At 62.8% G+C, this 22,816-nt stretch carries 19 protein-coding genes; 5 read left to right on the top strand and 14 right to left on the bottom strand.

What is annotated here, in order from left to right; genetic code table 11:
* Positions 1–47: 47 nt before the first annotated feature.
* From cmk to mtnA, 7 genes are all read right to left on the bottom strand, one after another.
* A complete protein-coding gene (gene cmk / locus CXP40_RS12625; RefSeq protein WP_106733996.1) occupies positions 48–713 on the bottom strand; it encodes a (d)CMP kinase in 666 nt (221 codons plus the stop codon).
* Entirely contained in the window at positions 710–2,950 is a 2,241-nt protein-coding gene (locus tag CXP40_RS12620; RefSeq protein ID WP_106733995.1) for a bifunctional prephenate dehydrogenase/3-phosphoshikimate 1-carboxyvinyltransferase, read from the bottom strand. The genes cmk and CXP40_RS12620 overlap by 4 nt, the downstream gene beginning before the upstream one ends.
* Positions 2,947–4,056, bottom strand: coding sequence for a histidinol-phosphate transaminase (gene hisC / locus CXP40_RS12615; protein WP_106733994.1), 1,110 nt, complete (start codon positions 4,054–4,056; stop codon positions 2,947–2,949). The genes CXP40_RS12620 and hisC overlap by 4 nt, the downstream gene beginning before the upstream one ends.
* Positions 4,057–4,153: 97 nt before the next feature.
* Positions 4,154–5,248, bottom strand: a complete 1,095-nt coding sequence (gene pheA / locus CXP40_RS12610) for a prephenate dehydratase (RefSeq protein WP_099525371.1) — start codon at positions 5,246–5,248, stop codon at positions 4,154–4,156.
* A 1-nt stretch (position 5,249) separates the two neighbouring features.
* Positions 5,250–6,335, bottom strand: a complete 1,086-nt coding sequence (gene serC, locus CXP40_RS12605; protein WP_106733993.1) for a 3-phosphoserine/phosphohydroxythreonine transaminase — start codon at positions 6,333–6,335, stop codon at positions 5,250–5,252.
* 108 nt (positions 6,336–6,443) lie between these two features.
* The gene (gene gyrA, locus CXP40_RS12600; RefSeq protein ID WP_106733992.1) at positions 6,444–9,212 is read right to left on the bottom strand and encodes a DNA gyrase subunit A; all 2,769 of its coding nucleotides are present in this window, start codon (positions 9,210–9,212) and stop codon (positions 6,444–6,446) included.
* Between the two features lie 1,079 nt (positions 9,213–10,291).
* Complete coding sequence (mtnA, locus tag CXP40_RS12595; protein WP_106733991.1) at positions 10,292–11,368, bottom strand: S-methyl-5-thioribose-1-phosphate isomerase; 1,077 nt, start codon at positions 11,366–11,368, stop codon at positions 10,292–10,294.
* Between the two features lie 160 nt (positions 11,369–11,528).
* Between mtnA and CXP40_RS12590 the strand changes: the two genes are divergently transcribed.
* The 5 genes from CXP40_RS12590 (at position 11,529) to CXP40_RS12570 (ending at position 16,501) form a co-directional block, all read left to right on the top strand.
* Positions 11,529–12,848, top strand: a complete 1,320-nt coding sequence (locus tag CXP40_RS12590; protein ID WP_106733990.1) for a TRZ/ATZ family hydrolase — start codon at positions 11,529–11,531, stop codon at positions 12,846–12,848.
* A 293-nt stretch (positions 12,849–13,141) separates the two neighbouring features.
* Complete coding sequence (ubiG, locus tag CXP40_RS12585; protein WP_106733989.1) at positions 13,142–13,840, top strand: bifunctional 2-polyprenyl-6-hydroxyphenol methylase/3-demethylubiquinol 3-O-methyltransferase UbiG; 699 nt, start codon at positions 13,142–13,144, stop codon at positions 13,838–13,840.
* A gap of 5 nt (positions 13,841–13,845) precedes the next feature.
* Positions 13,846–14,517 (top strand): N-acetylmuramic acid 6-phosphate phosphatase MupP, encoded by a 672-nt coding sequence (mupP, locus tag CXP40_RS12580; protein ID WP_106733988.1) that lies wholly within the window; start codon positions 13,846–13,848, stop codon positions 14,515–14,517.
* 75 nt (positions 14,518–14,592) lie between these two features.
* Positions 14,593–15,333, top strand: a complete 741-nt coding sequence (locus CXP40_RS12575) for a YciK family oxidoreductase (protein WP_106733987.1) — start codon at positions 14,593–14,595, stop codon at positions 15,331–15,333.
* 241 nt (positions 15,334–15,574) lie between these two features.
* Positions 15,575–16,501: a GGDEF domain-containing protein gene (locus CXP40_RS12570; protein ID WP_106733986.1), complete on the top strand. Its 927-nt coding sequence runs from the start codon at positions 15,575–15,577 to the stop codon at positions 16,499–16,501.
* Positions 16,502–16,604: 103 nt separating this feature from the next.
* On the opposite strand, the gene rluB is transcribed toward CXP40_RS12570, so the two are convergent.
* From rluB to CXP40_RS12535, 7 genes are all read right to left on the bottom strand, one after another.
* On the bottom strand, positions 16,605–17,762 hold the full coding sequence (rluB, locus tag CXP40_RS12565; protein WP_092374724.1) for a 23S rRNA pseudouridine(2605) synthase RluB: 1,158 nt from the start codon (positions 17,760–17,762) through the stop codon (positions 16,605–16,607).
* Between the two features lie 126 nt (positions 17,763–17,888).
* Complete coding sequence (locus CXP40_RS12560; protein WP_106733985.1) at positions 17,889–18,071, bottom strand: DUF1289 domain-containing protein; 183 nt, start codon at positions 18,069–18,071, stop codon at positions 17,889–17,891.
* A 97-nt stretch (positions 18,072–18,168) separates the two neighbouring features.
* A complete protein-coding gene (gene scpB, locus CXP40_RS12555) occupies positions 18,169–18,978 on the bottom strand; it encodes an SMC-Scp complex subunit ScpB (RefSeq protein ID WP_106733984.1) in 810 nt (269 codons plus the stop codon).
* The gene (locus CXP40_RS12550; protein ID WP_166432412.1) at positions 18,975–19,673 is read right to left on the bottom strand and encodes a ScpA family protein; all 699 of its coding nucleotides are present in this window, start codon (positions 19,671–19,673) and stop codon (positions 18,975–18,977) included. Before CXP40_RS12550 ends, scpB begins: the two co-directional genes overlap by 4 nt.
* Before the next feature lie 140 nt (positions 19,674–19,813).
* Entirely contained in the window at positions 19,814–21,028 is a 1,215-nt protein-coding gene (locus tag CXP40_RS12545) for a tryptophan--tRNA ligase (RefSeq protein ID WP_106733983.1), read from the bottom strand.
* Positions 21,029–21,214: 186 nt separating this feature from the next.
* Positions 21,215–21,841 (bottom strand): L-threonylcarbamoyladenylate synthase, encoded by a 627-nt coding sequence (locus CXP40_RS12540; protein ID WP_106733982.1) that lies wholly within the window; start codon positions 21,839–21,841, stop codon positions 21,215–21,217.
* Positions 21,842–21,854: 13 nt separating this feature from the next.
* Positions 21,855–22,721, bottom strand: coding sequence for a PHP domain-containing protein (locus tag CXP40_RS12535; RefSeq protein WP_099525358.1), 867 nt, complete (start codon positions 22,719–22,721; stop codon positions 21,855–21,857).
* Between the last annotated feature and the right edge of the window lie 95 nt (positions 22,722–22,816).

The raw sequence follows: 22,816 nt of genomic DNA, 5'->3' as shown, positions 1-22,816 counted from the left end.
CCGTATGCCTCCTTGCGGACCCTTCGATTTAAAGCAACCGAGAGCCCTTACCCGGCGAGATCGCGATCGGCGACCTCGCTCAGAATTCGTTCAAGCACTTGCTCGATGGAAAGTTCGGTGGAATCCAGCACGATTGCGTCGACTGCCGGCTTGAGCGGAGCCACCGCGCGCTGGGTATCGCGCTCGTCGCGCGCCCGTATCTCGTCGAGAAGACTCGCGAGATTAACATCATCGCCCTTGGCCTTCAACTGCAAGTAGCGGCGACGGGCACGCTCCTCGGCGCTGGCGGTCAGGAAAATCTTCAGCGGCGCGTCGGCGAATACCACGGTGCCCATGTCGCGGCCATCGGCCACCAGGCCCGGCATCTCCTGAAATGCGCGCTGACGCTGCAGCAGTGCTTCGCGCACGGCAGGCAGCGAGGCGACCATCGAAGCACCCGCACCAACCTGTTCATTACGGATGGCGTCGGTCACCTCCTCGCCTTCGAGGATGATGCGCTTGTCGATGAACTGTACATCCAGATGCGCGGCCAGCTGCTTGAGCGACTCTTCGTTGGTCAGATCGATACCATGGTTACCGGCAGCAAAGGCCAGCAAGCGATACAGCGCACCAGAGTCGAGCAGATTCCAGCCCAGCTGCTTGGCCAGCAGTGAACAGAGCGTGCCCTTGCCCGACCCGCTCGGCCCGTCGACCGTGATTACCGGCGCGCTCATGCGTTGCCCTCTACGACCACATTGATACCGACTTCAGCTGCCAGGGCGAGGAAGTTGGGGAATGAAGTGGCGACGTTGGCGCAGTCGTGGATGCGGATCGGCGCACTGGCGCACAGCGAGGCGACGCTGAAGGACATGGCGATACGGTGATCGCCATGCGCCCAGACTTCACCACCACCAATGGTGCCGCCGTCGATGATGATGCCATCTGGAGTCGGCTCGGCCTTGACGCCCAGCGCGATCAGACCGTCGGCCATGACCTGGATACGATCGGATTCCTTCACCCGCAGCTCTTCGGCGCCACGCAACACGGTACGGCCTTCGGCACAGGCGGCAGCGACGAACAGTACCGGGAATTCATCGATGGCCAGCGGCACCAGATCTTCCGGGATATCGATGCCTTTCAGCTTGGCCGCACGCACGCGAATGTCCGCCACCGGTTCGCCGCCAACTTCACGCTGGTTTTCCAGGGTGATGTCGCCACCCATAAGCTTGAGGATATCGATCACGCCGGTACGGGTCGGGTTGATGCCGACGTGCTCCAGCACCAGCTCGGAGCCTTCAGCGATGCTGGCAGCGACCAGGAAGAAAGCAGCCGAGGAAATATCCGCCGGCACTTCGATGCGCGTGGCGGTCAGCTTGTGGCCGGACTCGACGCTGGCAGTACTGCCCTCGACGCTGACCGGGTAGCCGAAACCGCGCAGCATACGCTCGGTGTGATCACGGGTCGGCGCCGGCTCGGTCACCGAGGTGCTCCCCGCAGCGTACAAGCCAGCCAGCAGCAGGCAGGATTTGACCTGGGCGCTGGCCATGGGCATTTCGTAGGCCATGCCGGTGAGGCGCTGGCCACCCTTGATGGTCAGCGGCGGACGACCTTCCGGGCCAGTCTCGATCACCGCGCCCATCTCACGCAGCGGCTTGGCCACGCGATTCATCGGGCGCTTGGACAGCGAAGCGTCACCGGTCAGCGTGGTATCGAACGGCTGCGCAGCCAGCAGGCCGGAGAGCAGGCGCATGGAAGTACCGGAGTTCCCCATGTACAGCGCGCCGGCCGGCGCTTTCAGACCATGCAGGCCGACGCCATGGATGGTCACGCGGCCGTGGTGCGGGCCTTCGATGACCACGCCCATGTCGCGGAACGCCTGCAACGTGGCCAGGGCATCTTCGCCTTCGAGGAAGCCTTCGACCTCGGTGGTGCCTTCAGCCAGCGAACCCAGCATGATCGAGCGGTGCGAAATGGACTTGTCACCGGGGACGCGGATACGTCCGGACAGGCTGCTACCGGGTTTTGCCAGGAAAATCAGATCGGTCGAGTGCATAGCGTCCACATAGGCCCTGCGGGCCAGAATTTTGCTGAAATGTTCGCGGGCCACGCGGGCGCGGGTGAACACGCCCAGCAGTTGATGCCCATCCCCAGCGTCGACCGCGTCGCGCAAGGCGTCGAGGTCGTCGCGAAACGTATCCAATGTGCGCAGCACGGCCTCGCGGTTGGCAAGGAAGATATCGTGCCACATCACCGGATCACTGCCGGCGATCCGCGTGAAGTCGCGGAAACCGCCAGCGGCATAGCGGAAAATTTCCAGGTTCTCGCTGCGCTTGGCCAGCGAGTCAACCAGGGTAAAGGCCAGCAGATGCGGCAGGTGGCTGGTGGCGGCAAGCACCTGGTCGTGATGCTCGACCTCCATCGCCTCGACATCCGCCCCCAGCTCGCGCCATAGCCCTTCGACCAGCGCCAGAGCGGCCTCATCACTGTATTCGCACGGAGTGAGAATGACCTTGTGACGGCGGAACAGCTCGGCGTTGGCAGCCTCCACCCCACTCTGCTCGGACCCCGCAATGGGATGGCCGGGCACCAGACGCACTGCCTTTCCAGCAAACGCCAGGCGCGCCGCGCGCACGACATTGCCCTTGGCGCTACCGACGTCGGTCAGCACGGCGTTGCCAAGATCCAGCGCAGCCAGTTGAGCAAGCACCTTCTCCATGGCCAGGATAGGCACTGCCAACTGAATGACCTCGGCCCCCTGACAGGCGGCGGCCAGATCGCTCTCACAACGATCGACCACGCCCAACTGCACCGCCAAGCGACGCGATTCTGCATCCAGATCGACACCCACCACTTCCCGGCACAGACCACGTTCACGCAGGCCCTTGGCGAAGGAGCCACCGATCAGGCCGAGACCGACCACTACCAGGCGGCCGATCTTAGGGGTAAACGATTGCACTGCAGTGACAGTCACGCCGACAGCACCTTGGCCAAAGCCTCGAGGAAGCGTGCGTTCTCTTGCGGCAGGCCGATGGAGACACGCAGGAAATTCGGCATGCGGTAACCAGCCATCGGTCGCACGATCACCCCTTCACGCAGCAGCGCCTGGTTGATCGCAGCTGTGTCGCGGCCAAAATCGACGGAGATGAAGTTGGCCTTGGAGGCAATCCAGCTCAGCCCCAGAGCCCGCAACCCCTCTTCCAGCTGCTGCATGCCGGCATCGTTTAGGCGACGGCTTTCAGCCAGGTAGTCGGCATCGCTCAGCGCCGCGCAGGCAGCTGCCAGCGCGAGGCTGTTAACGTTGAACGGCTGACGCACGCGGTTGAGCACATCAGCAATGGCCGGCGAGCTGATGGCATAGCCGACGCGCAGCGAGGCCAGACCGTAGGCCTTGGAGAAGGTGCGCGAGACCAGCAGGTTCGGGTAGCGCGCCAGGTAATCAAGGCCGTCCGGCAACTCGTCGCCTTCGGCGTATTCGATATAGGCTTCGTCCAGCACCACCAGCACCGACTCCGGCACCTTGGCCAGGAAGGTTTCCAGCGCGTCCGGGCCAAACCAGGTACCGGTCGGGTTGTTGGGGTTGGCGATGAAGACGACGCGAGTATTGCCATCGATGGCGGCAAGCATGGCCTGCAAATCGTGACCGTAATCCTTGGCCGGCACGATCTTGCCCTGTGCGCCGACTGCCTGCGTGGCAATGGGATAAACCGCGAAAGCGTAGTCACTGAACACGGCGTTGAGGCCAGGCGCCAGGTAGGCGCGAGCAACCAGCTCAAGGATATCGTTGGAGCCATTACCCAGCGTCACCTGCGCAGCGTCGACACCGTAACGGGCAGCCAGCGCAGTCTTGAGGGTGAAGCCATTGCCATCCGGGTAGCGGGTCAGCTCGTCCAGTTCGGCGCGAATCGCTGCCAGCACTTTGGTGCTGGGGCCGAGCGGGTTTTCGTTGCTGGCCAGCTTGACGATACCGGCCGGGTCGAGACCCAGCTCACGGGCCAGCTCATCGACCGGCTTGCCGGGTACGTACGGAGACAGCTTTTGCACCCCTGGCTGGGCCAGGGTCAGGAAATCGCAACTCATTACAAAACCTCATTGTCTCGACCGAGCGCCACAGGCTTCGCAGGAGCAACTTCAATCGCGAACATCGCGGCTAAAGCCGCTCCTACAGGGACGCGGTTTACAGTACCGCCTTCGGATAAGAACCCAGCACCTTCAGCGCCACCGCTTCCTGAGCGAGCTTCTCCAGCACACCCTTGACCAACGGATCGCGGTGGTGGCCGACGAAATCGATGAAGAACACGTAGGTCCACTTGCCGCTGCGCGACGGGCGGGTCTCGATGCGAGTCAGGTCGATACCGTTGTTATGGAACGGCACCAGCAGCTCGTGCAGCGCACCAGGCTTGTTGCGCATCGAGACGATGATCGAGGTCTTGTCGTCGCCGGTCGGCGGCACTTCCTGGCTGCCGATGATGAGAAAGCGCGTGGAGTTGTCCGGGCGATCCTCGATCTTTTCCGCCAGTTTGGTCAGGCCATACAGGTTGGCCGCCATGTCGCCGGCGATGGCCGCACTGTTCCACTCGCTCTTCACTCGCTTGGCCGCGTCAGCGTTGCTGGAAACAGCCACGCGCTCGACGTTCGGGTAGTGCGCGTCCAGCCACTTGCGGCACTGCGCCAGCGACTGGGCATGGGAATAGATGCGGGTGATCTTGTCGGTCTGAGTGGTCTCGCCCACCAGCAGGTGGTGGTGAATGCGCAGCTCCACCTCGCCACAGATGACCATGTCATGCTCGAGGAAGCTGTCGAGGGTATGGTTGATCGCGCCTTCGGTGGAGTTTTCCACCGGCACCACACCAAAGTTGACAGCGCCAGCGGCTACTTCGCGAAACACCTCGTCGATGGCCGCCATTGGAACGCTGATCACCGCATGACCGAAGTGCTTCATCGCTGCGGCCTGACTGAAGGTACCTTCAGGGCCGAGGTAGGCGACTTTCAGCGGATTTTCCAACGCCAGGCAGGAGGACATGATCTCGCGGAACAGCCGCGCCATTTCCTCGTTACCGAGCGGGCCCTGGTTGCGCGCCATCACGCGCTTGAGCACCTGAGCCTCGCGCTCAGGACGATAGAAGACCGGCGATTCGCCTTCCTTCAGTTCCTTCATTTTCACCCGCGCGACTTCTTCGGCGCAGCGTGCGCGATCGCTTATCAGCTCAAGAATGCGCTCGTCGAGGTTGTCGATGCGTACCCGCAGCGCTTGCAGCTCCTGCTCGGACATATCAGGCGTGCTCCTTCTCGAACTCGGCCATATAGGCCACCAGCGCCTCGACCGCATCCATACCAACGGCGTTGTAGATGGAGGCACGCATGCCACCGACCGAGCGATGGCCCTTGAGGTTGAGTAGGCCGCGCTCATCGGCGCCGGCCAGGAAGGCTTTATCCAGCTTTTCGTCGGCCAGGCGGAACGGTACGTTCATCCAGGAGCGCGCGTTGTGAGCAATGGGGTTGCTGTAGAAATCGCTGTCATCGATGGCCTTGTACAGCAGGTCCTTCTTGGCGCGATTGATACGCTCCATAGCCTCGACGCCGCCCTGCTCCTTCAGCCACTGGAAGACCAGGCCGGAGAGGTACCAGGAATAGGTGGCGGGCGTGTTGTACATCGAGCCGTTGTCGGCGGAGATCTTGTAGTCGAGCATGGTCGGGCAGCTGGAACGGGCGCGACCGAGCAGGTCTTCACGGACGATCACCACCACCAGACCGCTCGGGCCGATGTTCTTCTGCGCACCGGCGTAGATCAGGCCGAACTGCGAAACATCCAGCGAACGCGAGAGGATGTCCGAGGACATATCGGCGACCAACGGGGTATCGCCGGTCTGTGGCACCCAGTCGAACTGCAGACCACCGATGGTCTCGTTGCTGCAGTAATGCACGTAGGCAGCGTCTTTCGACAGCTGCCAGTCGTTCTGACCGGGAATGGCGAAATAGTCGTGCGCCTTGGCACTGGCGGCGACGTTGATGGCACCGTAACGACGCGCTTCTTCGATGGCTTTCTTCGACCAGATGCCGGTTTCGACGTAATCCGCCACGCCGTCTTCCGGCAGCAGGTTCAGCGGAATCTCGGCGAACTGCTGGCTGGCACCGCCCTGGAGGAACAACACCTTGTAGTCACTGGGTACAGCGAGCAGATCACGCAGGTCCTGCTCGGCCTGACTGGCGATGGCCACGTACTCGTCGCTGCGATGGCTCATCTCCATCACCGAGAGGCCCTTGCCTTGCCAGTCGAGCATCTCGGCCTGGGCGCGTTGCAGTACAGCGGTCGGCAGCGCGGCCGGGCCGGCGCAGAAGTTAAAAGCTCGCTTGCTCACGTCTGTCTCTCTCAGATTCACAGAACGCCACCACCAGGCGATGGCATGTCCACACTGTCACCGTGTCTGTGGGAGGAGTTTTTAAAGCCCCTCCCACAGAGCCCGACTTCACTCTTCGCTGCCTTCCTCGGCGTCGGCGACTGGTGCTTCGGCGCTTTCGGCGACTTCAGTGCCCTCTTCGCCTTCGACCAGCTCATCCTCGTCCACCGCAGTCGGCTCCTGCACACGCTCCAGGCCGACCAGGGTCTCGTCCTTGGCCAGCTTGATCAGGGTCACACCCTGAGTGTTACGGCCCGAGCTGGAGACTTCGTCGACACGGGTCCGCACCAGAGTGCCTTGGTCGGAAATCAGCATGATTTCCTCGCCGTCCTGCACCTGGATGGCGCCGACCAGCTTGCCGTTACGCTCGCTGGTGACCATGGCGATAACGCCCTGGCCGCCACGACCGCGACGGGGGAACTTGCCCAGACCGGTGCGCTTGCCGAAGCCGCGCTCAGAGGCGGTGAGGATCTGCGCACCAGACTCCGGAATCAGCATGGAAATCAGTTGCTGATCCTTGGCCAGGCGCATGCCACGCACGCCACGAGCAGTACGACCCATGGTACGCACCTTGCTCTCGGCGAAGCGCAGCACCTTGCCAGCGTCGGAGAACAGCATGACTTCCTTGGCGCCGTCGGTGATGGCGGCAGCAATAAGGGTGTCGCCCTCTTCCAGCTTCAGGGCAATCAGACCGGCGCTACGCGGACGGCTGAACTGCACCAGCGGGGTCTTCTTCACGGTACCAAAGGCGGTGGCCATGAAGATGAAGGCGCCGGTCGGCTCGGCGACCAGTTCAGGGGTTTCGCCCTCGACTTCTTCGACTTCCTCGGCCTCGACCACCTCGGTGGCTTCGCCTTCGATCACTACGCCTTCGTCATCAAGATCTTCGTCTGCGCCGGCGCTCTGCTGCAGCGCTTCGAGGTCGATCTGCAGCATCGCGGTGATGCGCTCGCCCTCGTCCAGCGGTAGCAGGTTGACCAGCGGACGACCACGCGCAGCACGCGATGCCTCGGGAATTTCAAAGGTACGCAGCCAGTACACCTTGCCCTTGCTGGAGAACAGCAGCAGGGTAGCGTGACTGTTGGCGACCAGCAGGTGTTCGACGTAGTCCTCGTCCTTCACGCCAGTGGCAGATTTGCCCTTGCCACCGCGACGCTGCGCCTCGTAGGCCGCCAGCGGCTGGCTCTTGGCGTAGCCGCCGTGGGAGATAGTGACAACACGCTCTTCTTCGGTGATCAGATCGGCAATGGTCAGGTCCAGACGCGAGGCGACGATCTCGGTACGACGGGCATCACCGAACTCGGCCTTGACCTTCTCCAGTTCCTCGCGGATGACTTCCATCAAGCGCTCAGGGTTGGTCAGGATGCGGATCAGCTCGCCGATCAGGTTGAGAATTTCCTGGTACTCGGCCAGCAGCTTCTCGTGCTCCAGGCCGGTCAGACGGTGCAGGCGCAATTCAAGGATAGCCTGAGCCTGCTCCGGCGACAGGTAGTACTTGCCGTCGCGTAGACCGTATTGCGCATCCAACCCTTCCGGGCGGCAGGAGTCGGCGCCCGCGCGCTCGACCATGGCTTCCACCGCACTGGATTCCCAGGCGGTGGCGATCAGGCGCTCCTTGGCTTCGGCCGGCGTCGGCGAGGCCTTGATCAGCTCAATCACCGGATCGATATTCGACAGCGCTACCGCCTGGCCTTCGAGGATGTGGCCGCGCTCACGCGCCTTGCGCAACTCGTAGACGGTACGGCGGGTCACCACTTCACGGCGGTGACGGATGAACACCTCAAGCATGTCCTTGAGGTTCATGATCTTCGGCTGACCGTCGACCAGCGCCACGACGTTGATGCCGAACACGCTCTGCATCTGGGTCTGGGCGTACAGGTTGTTCAGCACCACGTCCGGCACTTCACCACGACGCAGTTCGATCACCACGCGCATACCGTCCTTGTCGGACTCGTCACGCAGCTCGGTGATGCCTTCGATCTTCTTCTCTTTGACCAGCTCGGCGATCTTCTCGATCAGACGCGCCTTGTTCAGCTGGTACGGCAGCTCAGTGACCACCAACTGCTGGCGACCGCCGACCTTGTCGATGTCCTCGACCTCGACGCGAGCGCGGATATAGATGCGCCCACGGCCGGTACGATAGGCCTCGATGATGCCGGCACGGCCGTTGATGATGCCCGCAGTGGGGAAATCAGGGCCGGGGATGTACTGCATCAGGTCATCGACGGTCAGCTCGGCGTTGTCCATCAGCGCCAGACAGCCGTCGATCACCTCGGTGAGGTTGTGCGGCGGGATGTTGGTGGCCATGCCCACGGCGATACCGGACGAGCCGTTGACCAGCAGGTTCGGCACCTTGGTCGGCATGACAGCAGGGATCTGCTCGGTGCCGTCGTAGTTGGGCACCCAGTCGACGGTTTCTTTTTCCAGGTCGGCCAGCAGCTCGTGGGCCAGTTTGGTCATGCGCACTTCGGTGTATCGCATGGCCGCGGCGTTGTCGCCGTCCACCGAACCGAAGTTGCCCTGACCGTCGACCAGCAGGTAGCGCAGGGAGAAGTCCTGCGCCATACGTACGATGGTGTCGTACACCGCGGTGTCGCCATGCGGGTGGTATTTACCGATCACGTCACCGACCACACGGGCGGATTTCTTGTAGGGCTTGTTCCAGTCGTTGCCCAGTTCGCTCATGGCGTAAAGCACACGACGGTGTACCGGCTTCAAGCCATCGCGCGCATCCGGCAGCGCACGCCCGACGATCACGCTCATCGCGTAGTCGAGGTAGGACTGTTTCAGCTCGTCTTCGATATTGACCGGGAGGATTTCTTTGGCCAGTTCGCCCATGAGAAGCCTGGTTCCTTTTTCTGGTGAAACTCCGCGCCATTCTTCCTGAACGCCATGGAGCTCGTCGCGATAGCCTCAAGCCATCAGCGACTCACGACAAATCAACGAGTTATGTCACGATTCGATGCAGTGAAGGTGGCTGTAGTCAGCCCCCTTGAAAACTGCCGGAGATTACCACAAAGCGCGCCACACACCTACCCCGAGCCCCCTCATGGAGAAGCGGAGCAAACGAGACGGAAAGAGGCGAAACGACCAACCTGCAGCAGCTGCCGCACGACCAGTGAACGCAAAGGCTTCGCCCCGAGGGCGGGGCTCCTACGCCACGCCATCGAACACCGCAATCTGTGTAGGAGCCGCGCCCCGCGGCGAATGGCGGCCATTCCACGACATCCGGCCCATGCCTCGAAGGTGATAAAGCGCAAAAAGCTGAAAAAGCAAAAGCTTCGCCCCGGGGCGGGGCTCCTACGCCGAACCACCGAACACCGCAATCTGTGTAGGAGCCGCGCCCCGCGGCGAATGGCGGCCATTCCACGACATCCGGCCCATGCCTCGAAGGTGATAAAGCGCAAAAAGCTGAAAAAGCAAAAGCTTCGCCCCGGGGCGGGGCTCCTACGCCGAACCACCGAACACCGCAATCTGTGTAGGAGCCGCGCCCCGCGGCGAATGGCGGCCATTCCACGACATCCGGCCCATGCCTCGAAGGTGATAAAGCGCAAAAAGCTGAAAAAGCAAAAGCTTCGCCCCGGGGCGGGGCTCCTACGCCGAACCACCGAACACCGCAATCTGTGTAGGAGCCGCGCCCCGCGGCGAATGGCGGCCATTCCACGACATCCGGCCCATGCCTCGAAGGTGATAAAGCGCAAAAAGCTGAAAAAGCAAAAGCTTCGCCCCGGGGCGGGGCTCCTACGCCGAACCACCGAACACCGCAATCTGTGTAGGAGCCGCGCCCCGCGGCGAATGGCGGCCATTCCACGACATCCGGCCCATGCCTCGAAGGTGATAAAGCGCAAAAAGCTGAAAAAGCAAAAGCTTCGCCCCGGGGCGGGGCTCCTACAGGGATTAAGCCGTGCTCGTTCAGCTCAGTGCAGGCGCTTGCGACACATCAGCTGCGCCAGCTTGGTACTGTCGGGGCGTTCGATCACGCCTTTCTCGGTCACGATGTAATCGACCAAATCAGCCGGCGTCACATCGAACACCGGATTGACGGCATGCACATCCGCTGCAACCCGATGCCCCGCCACCTCCAGCAGCTCACGACCATCACGCTCTTCGAGCACGATGTCCTCGCCACTTTCCAGATTCATATCGATGGTCGAACTCGGCGCCACCACCATCAGCCGCACGCCGTGATGCATGGCGTTGACCGCCAGCTGGTAGGTACCGATCTTGTTGGCCACATCGCCGTTGGCAGTAATGCGGTCAGCCCCGACTATGACCCAGGTGATGCCCTTGGTCTTCATCAGGTGAGCCGCCGCTGCATCGGCATTGAGCGTGACCGGCACGCCGTCACCCGCCAATTCCCAGGCCGTCAGTCGCGCTCCCTGCAGCCAGGGGCGGGTTTCATCGACATAGACCTGCTCGACCAAGCCTTCCAGATAAGCCGCACGGATCACCCCGAGCGCGGTGCCAAAGCCGCCGGTCGCCAGGGCCCCGGCATTGCAGTGCGTCAGCAGCACCTGCGGATTGCCCTGATGCTTGCGAATCAACTCCATGCCCAACTGCGCCATGGTCAGGTTGGCCTCACGGTCGCTGAGGTGAATCCCCACCGCCTCGGCCTCCAGCAGGGCCAGGATGTCGTCGCCATCCTTGAGTCGCGCCAGGCGCTCACGCATGCGCTGCAGAGCCCAGAACAGGTTTACCGCGGTAGGACGCGAGCGCTCGAAACTGACAAAATCCGCCTCCAGCGCCTCGCGCCAGTCACCACCAGCCTGCAGCCGAGCTCGGACGCCCAGCACCAGGCCATAGGCAGCAGCGATGCCGATAGCCGGCGCGCCGCGCACCACCATATCGCGAATCGCGTCAGCCACCTCGGCGGCAGAATCGAAGCGCAACCAGGTCTGCCGATGCGGCAGCAGGCGCTGATCGAGCAGGTACAACGCGCCATCGCGCCACTCGATTGCCTGAACCTTCTCCACCGCCAGCAATTGCTCGCGCATCGCGCACTCCATCTGTCACCGCCAAAAAATCGCGGATTATACGCAGACCGACCAAGACCAGCCGAACAATCCTGCTCGCCCTCACGGCTTCAAGCCACGCGCGTTCATCTATACACTGGCGACCTTCCTTGCATCGATCAAGCCAGACGGACAATCCCCCATGCCCGAAGCCCCTCTCGACCTGCTGCTCCTGCCCACCTGGCTGGTGCCCGTTGAGCCGGCCGGGGTGGTGCTACGCGACCATGGCCTGGGCATCCGCGACGGACGTATCGCGCTGATCGCACCGCGCAGCGAAGCCCTGCGCCACCCGGCGACCGAGGTGCGCGAGCTGCCGCAATGCCTGCTTGCCCCCGGCCTGATCAACGCCCACGGCCACGCCGCGATGACGCTTTTGCGCGGTATCGCCGACGACCTGCCACTGATGACCTGGCTGCACGAACATATCTGGCCCGCCGAGGGTAAGTGGGTCGACGAGGATTTCGTCCGCGATGGCACCGATCTGGCCATCGCCGAACAGATCAAGGGCGGCATCAGCTGCTTCTCAGACATGTACTTCTACCCGCAGACCGCCGCCGAACGTGTGCACAACGCCGGCGTGCGCGCGCAGATCACCGTCCCTGTACTGGACTTCCCGGTACCCGGCGCACTCAACGCTGCCGAAGCGCTGCGTACGGGCCTGCAGCTGTTCGATGACCTCAAGCAACACCCGCGAATTCGCATCGCTTTCGGCCCCCACGCGCCTTACACGGTCAGCGACGACAAGCTGGAACAGATTCGCGTACTGGCTGACGAGCTGGATGCCGGCATTCATATGCATGTGCACGAAACCGCGCAGGAAGTGGCCGAAGCCGTCGCCAAGCACGGCGAACGTCCGCTGGCGCGCCTGGCTCGCCTCGGCCTGCTCGGCCCGCGCTTCCAGGCGGTGCACATGACGCAGATCGATGACGAGGACCTGGCGCTGCTGGTGGAGCACAACTGCAGCATCGTGCATTGCCCCGAGTCCAACCTCAAACTGGCCAGCGGCTTCTGCCCGGTCGAACGCCTATGGCAGGCCGGCGTCAACGTCGCCATCGGCACCGATGGCGCCGCCAGCAACAACGACCTCGACCTGCTCGGCGAAACCCGTACCGCCGCCCTGCTGGCCAAGGCCATCGCCGGCTCCGCCACTGCCCTGAACGCTCACAGCGCCTTGCGTATGGCCACCTTGAATGGCGCGCGCGCACTGGGACTGGAAACACAGACCGGCTCGCTGGAACTGGGCAAGCTGGCCGATGTGGTCGCCTTCGATCTTTCCGGCCTGGCCCAGCAACCGATCTACGACCCGGTGTCGCAACTCATCTATGCCAGCGGCCGCGACTGCGTCAAGCATTTGTGGGTTGGCGGCAAGCAGCTGCTGGACGACGGCCGCCTGACGCGCATGGACGAAAGCGAGCTGATCGCCAAGGCCAGGGAATGGGGAGCCAGGATTGCCAGCAAGTAACACTGCTTATCCTCCCCTCTCCCGCTTGCGGGAGAGGGGCCGGGGGAGAGGGCTGCCAGGTAACACCGAGCTACTCGCCTGACCCTCTCCCCAACCCTCTCCCATAAATGGGAGAGGGGGCAGACCGCGCATGAACGAAATAAATGAGCAGCCGATAAACCTTGGGCGCGACAACATTCCCAAACCACTGCGACAAACTGACATACATTGAACGAATCCGCGCCGCCCCACGCCCGTTCCTAAACTGGCAACATAGCGGCGATACGCTTTCCATGCTTTGAATAGAGATGCTTATGAGCAACGTCGACCGCGCCGAAATCGCCAAATTCGAGGCCCTGGCACACCGCTGGTGGGACCGCGAAAGCGAGTTCAAACCTCTGCACGATATCAACCCGCTGCGGGTCAACTGGATCGACGAGCGCGTCGGCCTGGCCGGCAAGCGCGTACTGGACGTCGGTTGTGGCGGCGGCATCCTCAGTGAAGCCATGGCCCAGCGCGGCGCAACGGTGATGGGCATCGACATGGGCGAGGCCCCGCTGTCGGTCGCCCAGCTGCACCAGCTGGAGTCCGGCGTCGAAGTCGACTACCGACAGATCACCGCCGAAGCACTCGCAGAAGAAATGCCGGAACAGTTCGACGTCGTCACCTGCCTGGAAATGCTCGAGCACGTACCCGATCCCTCCTCGGTCATCCGTGCCTGCCACAGACTGGTCAAACCGGGCGGCCAAGTGTTCTTCTCCACCATCAACCGCAACCCCAAGGCGTACCTGTTCGCCGTGATCGGCGCCGAATACATCCTGCGCCTGCTGCCGCGTGGCACCCACGATTTCAAGAAATTCATCCGTCCGTCCGAACTCGGCGCCTGGAGCCGCGCGGCCGGGCTGGAGGTCAAGGACATCATCGGCCTGACCTACAACCCACTGACCAAGCACTACAAGCTGGAGGCGGACGTCGATGTCAACTACATGATCCAGACGCTGCGCAAGGAGTAGAACGCATGCGTTTGAAAGCAGTTCTTTTCGACATGGACGGCACCCTGCTCGATTCGGCGCCGGACTTCATCGCCATCACCCAGGCCATGCGCGCCACTCGCGGCCTGCCGCCACTGGCAGACAAGGCCATACGTGACCAGGTATCCGGCGGCGCTCGCGCCATGGTCGCCTGCGCTTTCGATGAAGACCCGGACTCCGCCGCGTTCGAAGCCCTGCGCCAGGAGTTCCTGGAGCGCTACCAGGAACACTGCGCAGTCCTCACCCGCCCGTTCGACGGCATCGAAGCCCTGCTCGACGACATCGAACAGGCGCGCCTGTTGTGGGGCGTCGCCACCAACAAACCGGTGCGTTACGCCGAGCCGATCATGCAGGGCCTGAATCTGGCCGAGCGCTCGGCAGTGCTGGTCTGCCCGGACCATGTCGAGCAAAGCAAACCCGCGCCGGACATGCTGCTGCTCGCCTGCCAGCAAATGGGCGTCAAACCCGAGGAAGTGCTGTTCATCGGCGACGACGCGCGCGACATCGAATCCGGCCGCGCCGCCGGCTGCCGCACGGCAGCGGTGACCTATGGCTATATCCACCCCGAGGACAACCCACGCAACTGGGGCGCCGACGTGGTCGTGGACCACCCCCAGGAACTGCGTGCAGTGCTTGATCGCGCCCTGTGCAGTTGCTGATCGCGCAGGCCGCCATTCTCCAATTTGGCGGGTTTCACCCACCCTACCCTCAAGAGTTCTCCGAAGGATCCTCACATGTTCGACTACACCGCCCGCGCAGACCTACTCAAGGATCGCGTCATCCTGATCACCGGTGCCGGCCGCGGTATTGGCGCCGCCGCCGCCAAGAGCTTCGCCGCCCATGGCGCGACGGTGCTGCTGCTGGGCAAGACCGAGGCCAACCTGAGCCAGGTTTATGACGAGATCGAGGCGGCCGGCCACCCGCAACCGGTGCTGATCCCCTTCAATCTGGAAACCGCCCTGCCGCACCAGTACGACGAACTGGCGGTGATGATCGAGAACGAGTTCGGCCACCTCGATGGTCTGCTGCACAATGCCTCGATCCTCGGCCCGCGCACGCCGCTGGAGCAGCTTTCCGGCGACAATTTCATGCGTGTCATGCACGTCAACGTCAACGCCATGTTCATGCTCAGCAGCACCCTGCTGCCGCTGCTCAAACTGTCGGAGGACGCCTCCGTCGCCTTCACCTCCAGCAGCGTCGGTCGCAAGGGCCGCGCCTACTGGGGCGCCTACGCGGTATCGAAATTCGCCACCGAGGGCCTGATGCAGGTCATGGCTGACGAGCTGGACGGCATCGCCAACGTACGCGCCAACAGCATCAACCCCGGCGCGACCCGCACAGCCATGCGAGCCCAGGCCTACCCCGGGGAAAACCCGGCGACCCGTCCGCTACCGGAAGAGATCATGCCGCTCTACCTCTACCTGATGGGCCCGGACAGCAAGGGCGTCAACGGCCAGGCATTCGACGCTCAGTGATTACCTGCCATGGCTCACTGCCCATCAGTGGGCCATGGCACGACAAAAATCCGCCGCTATCACTGCCAGGCGGCAGCACATTGCCAGTACCACCGTCAGGCAACCGGCAACCCCTTGCCGATCAGCGCTCTGAAAAACATCTAAGTGACTGACTTCACAAGACTTTAATCCCGAAAGAACCACCTGGCACGAAATTCGCTCTAACCCTCTCGTCGCACCATCGCGCCAGAGGTTCAGCTCCATGGTTCCCCCCAGCCAGTCCAACACCATCGATTTCGATGCCGCCAAGCTGCAGCGTCTCGGCTTTACCGGCAGTCGCAACCTGCCGCTCAAGCCCGCCAGCCTGGTAGAGCTGCGTCACCAATTGAGCCTGCAACTGCAGACCAGCCTGGACGCGGAGCGAATCCTCAATCTGTTCTTCCGCGAAGTGCAGCGCCTGGTGCCGCTCGATGCATTGGCTTTCCAGCATCCATCGCACGACCTGCGCCTCGAGCTGGGCGAGCGCTCGCCTCACTCGGCAGGCTATCGCCTGAGTCATGAGGGGGAATACCTGGGCGAGCTGATTTTCCGCCGCAAGCAGCGCTTCTCCGAAGAGGAGCTGATTCAGCTGGAGTCGTTGCTGGCGAGCCTATTGTTCCCACTGCGCAATGCCCTGCTCTACCGCACCGCTCTGCAAAGTGCGTTGCGCGACCCACTGACCGACACCGGCAACCGCATCGCCATGGACCAGGTGCTGCAGCGCGAGGTGGATCTGGCCCGCCGCAACCTGCAACCCTTGTCACTGCTGATGCTCGACATCGACCACTTCAAGAGCATCAATGACAACTACGGCCATGCGCTTGGCGATGAAGTGCTGAAAGCAGTCGCCCAGACCCTGAAGAACCAGCTGCGCAACATCGACATGGTATTTCGCTACGGCGGCGAGGAATTTCTGGTGATTCTCTCCGGCACCAACCGCGAAGGCGCTGCGCTGGTGGGCGAGCGCCTGCGCTTTGCGGTGATGGAGCTGCAATGCCTGGATGCCGGCCGCCACATCGACGTATCCATCAGCCTGGGCTGTTCCAGCCTGCTGCCGGGCGAGTCAGGCGAAAGCTTGCTGCGCCGTGCTGACAACGCGTTGTTCGTGGCTAAGCGCGAAGGCCGCAACCGCCTGTCCATGGCCGGTTGAGAGATTGCCCGCCTAATTCGGAATGCTCTGAATACAGTAGTTCACGCTGCCTTCCGGAAAGCAGAATGAAAAAAGGGACTCCGCAGAGTCCCTTTTTCGTTTATCAGCGCTTGCGGCCGAAGCCTGGACGCTGACCATCACCAGCAGGCGGACGCTTGCCGGGTGTTGCCGGACGCGGCTTGCGCGCCGGACGCTCGGACAACTCGACGGCCGGGCGCGGCTGGCGCTTCTTCACATCGCTCGGACGCTCCGCCACCGGTGTGCCACGGCCATTCTCGCGGCGCTCACCGCCCTCTTTACGCGGGCCGCGCGGTGTACGCTGCTCAGCCTCGTCACGGCGCGGTGCGCGGCTCGGGCGAGCATTGTCAGCACCGGCCTCATCCTTCGCCGGACGCAACACGCGCTTACCACGTACCTCGACCGGCTTGGCCGATTTGCGCTGCAGGCGGTCGAGCTTCTCGCGGGTCTTTTCCTTCATCGCCGGCAGTGCCTGCGGGGTCAGGCCAACTTCGGCGCTGAGAATGTCCACTTCACGCTGCTCCATTTCGCGCCAGCGGCCCATGGTCAGCTCGGAGGTCAGGAACACCGGACCGAAACGCACACGTTTCAGACGGCTCACCACCAGACCCTGGGACTCCCACAGGCGGCGCACCTCACGGTTGCGGCCTTCCATCACCACGCAGTGATACCAGTGGTTGAAGCCCTCGCCGCCCGGCGCTTCCTTGATGTCGGTGAACTTGGCCGGACCGTCCTCGAGCATCACGCCGTTCTTGAGGTTCTCCAGCATTTCCTCAGTGACTTCACCACGCACGCGCACCGCATATTCGCGGTCCATCTGATAAGAGGGGTGCATCAGGCGGTTGGCCAGCTCACCATCGGTGGTGAACAGCAAAAGACCGGTGGTGTTGATATCGAGGCGACCGATGTTGATCCAGCGCCCCTCTTTGGGACGCGGCAGGCGGTCGAAGACGGTTGGGCGACCTTCCGGGTCGTCACGGGTGCAGATCTCGCCGTCCGGCTTGTTGTAGATCAGCACGCGGCGTACCGAGCCGGTGATTTCTTCGCGCTTGAGCAAGCGGCCATCGAGGGCGATGGCGTCGTTGGCATCGACGCGCTGGCCCAGGGTCGCAGCAGCGCCATTGACCTTGACCCGACCTTCGGCGATCCAGGTCTCGATTTCGCGACGCGAAGCCAGCCCGAGGCGGGCCAGGACTTTCTGCAGTTTCTCGCCTGCAGGACGCGGTTGTTCGTGCTCAGTCATCGTGGGCACCTCCCGGTGTAGTAGTTGATGATCGAAGGGCGCGCATCATACGCACTACAGAGCCCTTAGGGTAGACGAGGCTCGGCCAAACGACAGCGAAAAGCGCTGAAGCAGCGCCCGGCACGCTCAGAACTTGCGCCGTCCGGTCGCCTCCAGCGCCAGCAGACGCATATTGGCTTCGGCCAGCAGAGCCAGGCGCTCGCCCTTGTCCAGGCGCTTCCAGCCCTTGATTTCCTGGCGGCTACGGCCACAGCCGAGGCAGATGTCCTTTTCGAATTCACAGACCTTGATGCACGGGCTCTTGCTCATGGGCGCTCCTGGGCCGAGAAGGATCGGATGGGCGCCAGAATAAAGGCCGAGCACACAACAGCGAGATTGAAGTATTCGATAGCTGGCTTACACGCACTCAATGCAACGGCTGATCGCCGTCAAGGTCAGCCAGATCGTCTTCGACCGCTTCATCCGACTCGCCTGCCTCGTCCTCATCGGCCAGGCGCAGGTCATCGAAATCGGTCTTGAGCCCTTGCTCCATGGTGTCCAGCTCGGCCAGCAGGCTGCGGAAGCTGGTTTCCTCGCGCGGCTCGGCGGCTTCACCGTCGTCCTGCAAGGCCAGATCGGCGCGTGCCTGCAACCCGGCCGGCACCTCGGCGTCGTCATCCAATGCCAGTTCAGGCTCGGGCTCCAGCTCGCGCAGAGCGGCGAGCGGCGGCAGCTCGTCGAGGCTTTTCAGGTTGAAGTGATCGAGAAAGCCCTTGGTGGTGGCGAACATTGCCGGACGCCCCGGGACATCGCGATAGCCCACCACGCGAATCCACTCGCGTTCGAGCAGGGTCTTGGTGATATTGCTGTTGACCGCCACGCCGCGCACGTCCTCGATCTCGCCACGGGTGATGGGCTGGCGGTAGGCGATCAGCGCCAGGGTCTCCAGCAGCGCACGGGAGTAACGCTGCGGACGCTCTTCCCAAAGCCTGCCAACCCAGGGAGCAAAGCGCTCACGCACCTGCAGGCGGTAGCCCGAGGCCACCTCCTTCAACTCGAAGGCGCGCCCCTCACAGGACAGACGCAGGACCTCCAGCGCCGCCTTGAACTGCTCAGGCTCGGGCCGCTCACCCTCTTCGAAAAGTTCGAAAAGGCGTTCGAGCGACTGCGCCTTGCCCGAAGCCAGCAGAAAGGCTTCGAGCAATTGGGCCAGGTCTTTGGGATCGTTGAGGTTCATTCGGCACGGGCTCGGACGTGAATAACGGCGAAGGGCTCATTCTGCACCAGCTCGACCAGGGATTCCTTGATCAATTCGAGCACCGCCATGAAGGTCACCACCACGCCTAGCCGACCCTCCTCAGCAGCGAACAGCTCGACGAACGGCACGAAAGCCCCGCCCTTGAGGCGCTCCAGCACCTCACTCATACGCTCGCGGGTAGACAGGGCCTCACGGGTAACCTGGTGGCTTTCGAACATGTCGGCGCGGCGCAGCACCTCGGCCATCGACAGCAGCACCTCCTCCAGGCTGACATCCGGCAACAGCTTGCGCGCCCTGGCTTCGGGAGCATCCAGTTTCGGCACGGTCACGTCGCGGCCGACACGCGGCAGCTCGTCGATACCTTCGGCAGCGGCCTTGAAGCGCTCGTATTCCTGCAGGCGGCGAATCAGCTCGGCACGCGGGTCGTCCTCTTCTTCCTCGGCCTCGGTCGAGCGCGGCAGCAGCATGCGCGACTTGATCTCGGCCAGCATGGCGGCCATCACCAAGTATTCGGCAGCCAGTTCCAGACGCACCGAGTGCATGAGCTCAACGTAGCCCATGTACTGCTTGGTGATCTCGGCCACCGGGATGTCGAGGATGTCGATGTTCTGTTTGCGGATCAGATACAGCAGCAGGTCCAGCGGCCCCTCGAAGGCCTCGAGGAAGACTTCCAGGGCATCCGGGGGAATGTACAGATCCAGTGGCAGCTCGGTGACCGCCTCGCCATACACCAGGGCGAACGGCAGCTCCTGCTGGGCACCGGCCTGACTGTCGGGGGTTGGCGTGGCGGGCTCGCTCATCGACGGGCGCTCCTTCAACGGTAATTCAGGCCCATGGCCATGCGCACTTCGGCCAGGGTTTCACGCGCCTCGTCACGCGCGCGCTCGGCGCCTTCGGCGAGAATGCTGCGCACCAGGTCCGGGCTTTCCTCGTAGTCGATGGCGCGCTGCTGCAGCGGCGCAAGCTCGGCCTGCAGAGAGGAGCACAGCGTGCTCTTGCAGTCGAGGCAACCAATCGAGGCGCTGCGGCAGCCCTCGATCACCCAATGCAATTGCTCGTCGCTGGAATACAGCTGATGCAGCGACCAGACCGGGCAACGCTGCGGCTCACCTGGATCGTCACGGTGTACGCGGGCCGGATCGGTGGGCATGCGCCGCAGTTTTTCCTCGAGTTCGGCATCGCTATCGCGCAGGAATATCGCGTTGCCGCTGGACTTGGCCATTTTCTGTCCGTCCAGACCAGGTACCCGCGAAAACTCGGCAAGAATCGGCTGCGGCTCACTCAGAATCACCTTGCCGCCACCTTCGAGATAGCCGTACAGGCGCTCCTGGTCGCCGAGGGTGATGCTGGTCTGCTCCTTGAGCAAGGCCCGCGCCGTCTCCAGGGCCTGTGCGTCACCCTGCTCCTGATAAGCCTTGCGCAGGTTGCTGTAGAGCTTACCGAGCTTCTTGCCCAGCTTGCCGATGGCAGCTTCAGCCTTGCGCCCGAAATCCGGCTCGCTGCCGTACAGGTGGTTGAAGCGGCGCGCCACTTCACGGGCAAATTCGATATGGGGGAGCTGATCGGCGCCGACCGGCACCTGCCCGGCGCGGTACAGCAGGATGTCCGCGGCCTGCAGCAGCGGGTAGCCGAGAAAACCGTAGGTGGAGAGGTCTTTACCGCTCTGGTGCTCCTGCTGCTCCTTGTAGGACGGTACGCGCTCCAGCCAACTGAGCGGGCAGATCATCGACAGCAACACGTGGAGCTCGGCGTGCTCCGGCACCTGAGACTGTACGAACAGCGTTGCAGAGCTGGGGCTTACGCCTGCGGCCAGCCAATCCACTGCCATATCCATGACATGCTGGGAAAGCTGGCCGGCATCGGCGTATTCGGTGGTCAGGGCATGCCAGTCGACGATACAGAAGAAGCAGTCGTACTCGTGCTGCAACTTGATCCAGTTCTTCAACACACCGTGGTAGTGCCCGAGGTGAAGACGACCACTCGGACGCATCCCTGACAACACCCGACGCTCAGAGTCGTTAAGGCTCAAACCGTTCTATCCATAATCCAGACAAGACCACGGAGTATAGGGTAGCTGCGCTCACAACGGAAAAGGCGCTGTAGGGATGTTTTGAAAAAGCGCTTGATCGTCACTCCGGTGATGACGGAAGCCCAGATCATTCGAAAACGCTGGATGCCCGCCGGCGCGGGCATGATGGATTTTTCCGGTCTCGCTTCAGAGATCGTTGAACGGCGTTGGGTCACCGCAACCGACGCGCACGACCTCGGGGCTGTCGTCGGCCAGATTGACCACGGTAGAGGCTTCCAGACCACCAAAACCGCCATCGATGATCAGGTCCACATGGTGCTCGAGAATCTGGCGCATCTCGTAGGGGTCGGACATCGGCAGCTCATCGCTCGGCATGATCAGGCTGACGCTCATCAACGGCTCGCCCAGTTGCTCCAACAACGCCAGGGCGATCGGGTGGCCGGGTACGCGGATGCCGATGGTGCGACGTTTGGGGTGCAGCAACATTCGCGGCACTTCGCGGGTGGCGTTGAGGATGAAGGTGTAAGGGCCCGGGGTGTGATTCTTCAGCAGGCGGAAAGCGGCGGTGTCGACCTTGGCGAACAGGCCGATCTGCGACAGGTCGCGGCAAACCAGGGTGAAGTTGTGCTTGTCGTCGAGCTGACGCAGGCGGCGAATACGCTCAACCGCATTCTTGTCACCGATCATGCAGCCCAGCGCATAGGAAGAGTCGGTCGGATAGACCACCACGCCGCCGCCACGAATGATTTCCACGGCCTGTTTTATCAGGCGTGCCTGTGGGTTTTCCGGGTGAACCTGGAAAAATTGACTCACACTTGCTCCCAGCTCATGAAGTGACAGCGGATGGCTGTGCATGTTCGAAGCGCTCCCAGAGCGCAGTCAGGTCATCAGGCAATGGGCGATACATGCCCAACTCGGACCAGTCGCCAGGAGCATGGAAATCGCTGCCGACACTGGCCATCAAGCCAAACTCGCGCGCCAGAATCGCCAAACCGCCGACTTGCTCGGCCGGCTGCATGCCATTGACCACTTCCAGGGCATGACCGCCGGCCGCCGCGAAATCGGCCACCAAACGTCGACGCTTACTGCGAGTAAAGTCGTACTGCCACGGATGCGCCAGACTGATCCAGGCCCGGGCCGAACGCAAAGTGGCGACGGTTTCTTCCAGCATAGGCCAATGTTGCTTGACGTCACCCAACTTACCCGAGCCCAGCCACTTGCGAAACGCCTCGGCGCGATCGCGCACATGCCCGGCGCGCACAAGAAATTCGGCGAAATGTGGACGCGCCGGCGCGTTGCCACTGTCGCCCAATTCCTGTTGGACAGCACGTGCGCCCTCAAGTGCGCCCGGCATGCCTTTAGCCGAGAGGCGCCGGTCAATTTCCTCGGCACGCTGCCAGCGCCCGTGATGCAGGGCCTCTATGGCAGCGCACAGCGCTGGCGCCTCGCGCTCGAAGGCATAGCCCAATACGTGAATGGTCGCCCCACCCCAGGTGCAGGACAACTCGATACCGTTGACCAGCTTCACACCCAACGGTTCGGCAGCACGACGCGCCTCATCGAGACCTTCCAGGGTGTCATGATCGGTCAACGCCAATAGCCGCACGCCCCGTTCATGCGCTCGGGCCACCAGTACGGCGGGGGCCAGGGCGCCATCGGAGGCGGTGCTGTGGCAGTGCAAATCGACAATCATGGCGGCGCTTTCGTTGAGATTGATGTTTGTTATTATGCCCCACATCCGCCGCAAGCAGGCTTTTGCCGTGTGGCGCAAACGCTTCATCCCTCCCC

Origin of the sequence: Pseudomonas sp. YY-1 (assembly GCF_002843095.1) — a bacterium.
Taxonomy (GTDB): Bacteria; Pseudomonadota; Gammaproteobacteria; order Pseudomonadales; family Pseudomonadaceae; genus Aquipseudomonas; species Aquipseudomonas sediminis_A.
The sequence above is the reverse complement of the archived record's forward strand: the minus strand, read 5'-3'. Positions and strand labels throughout refer to the sequence as shown.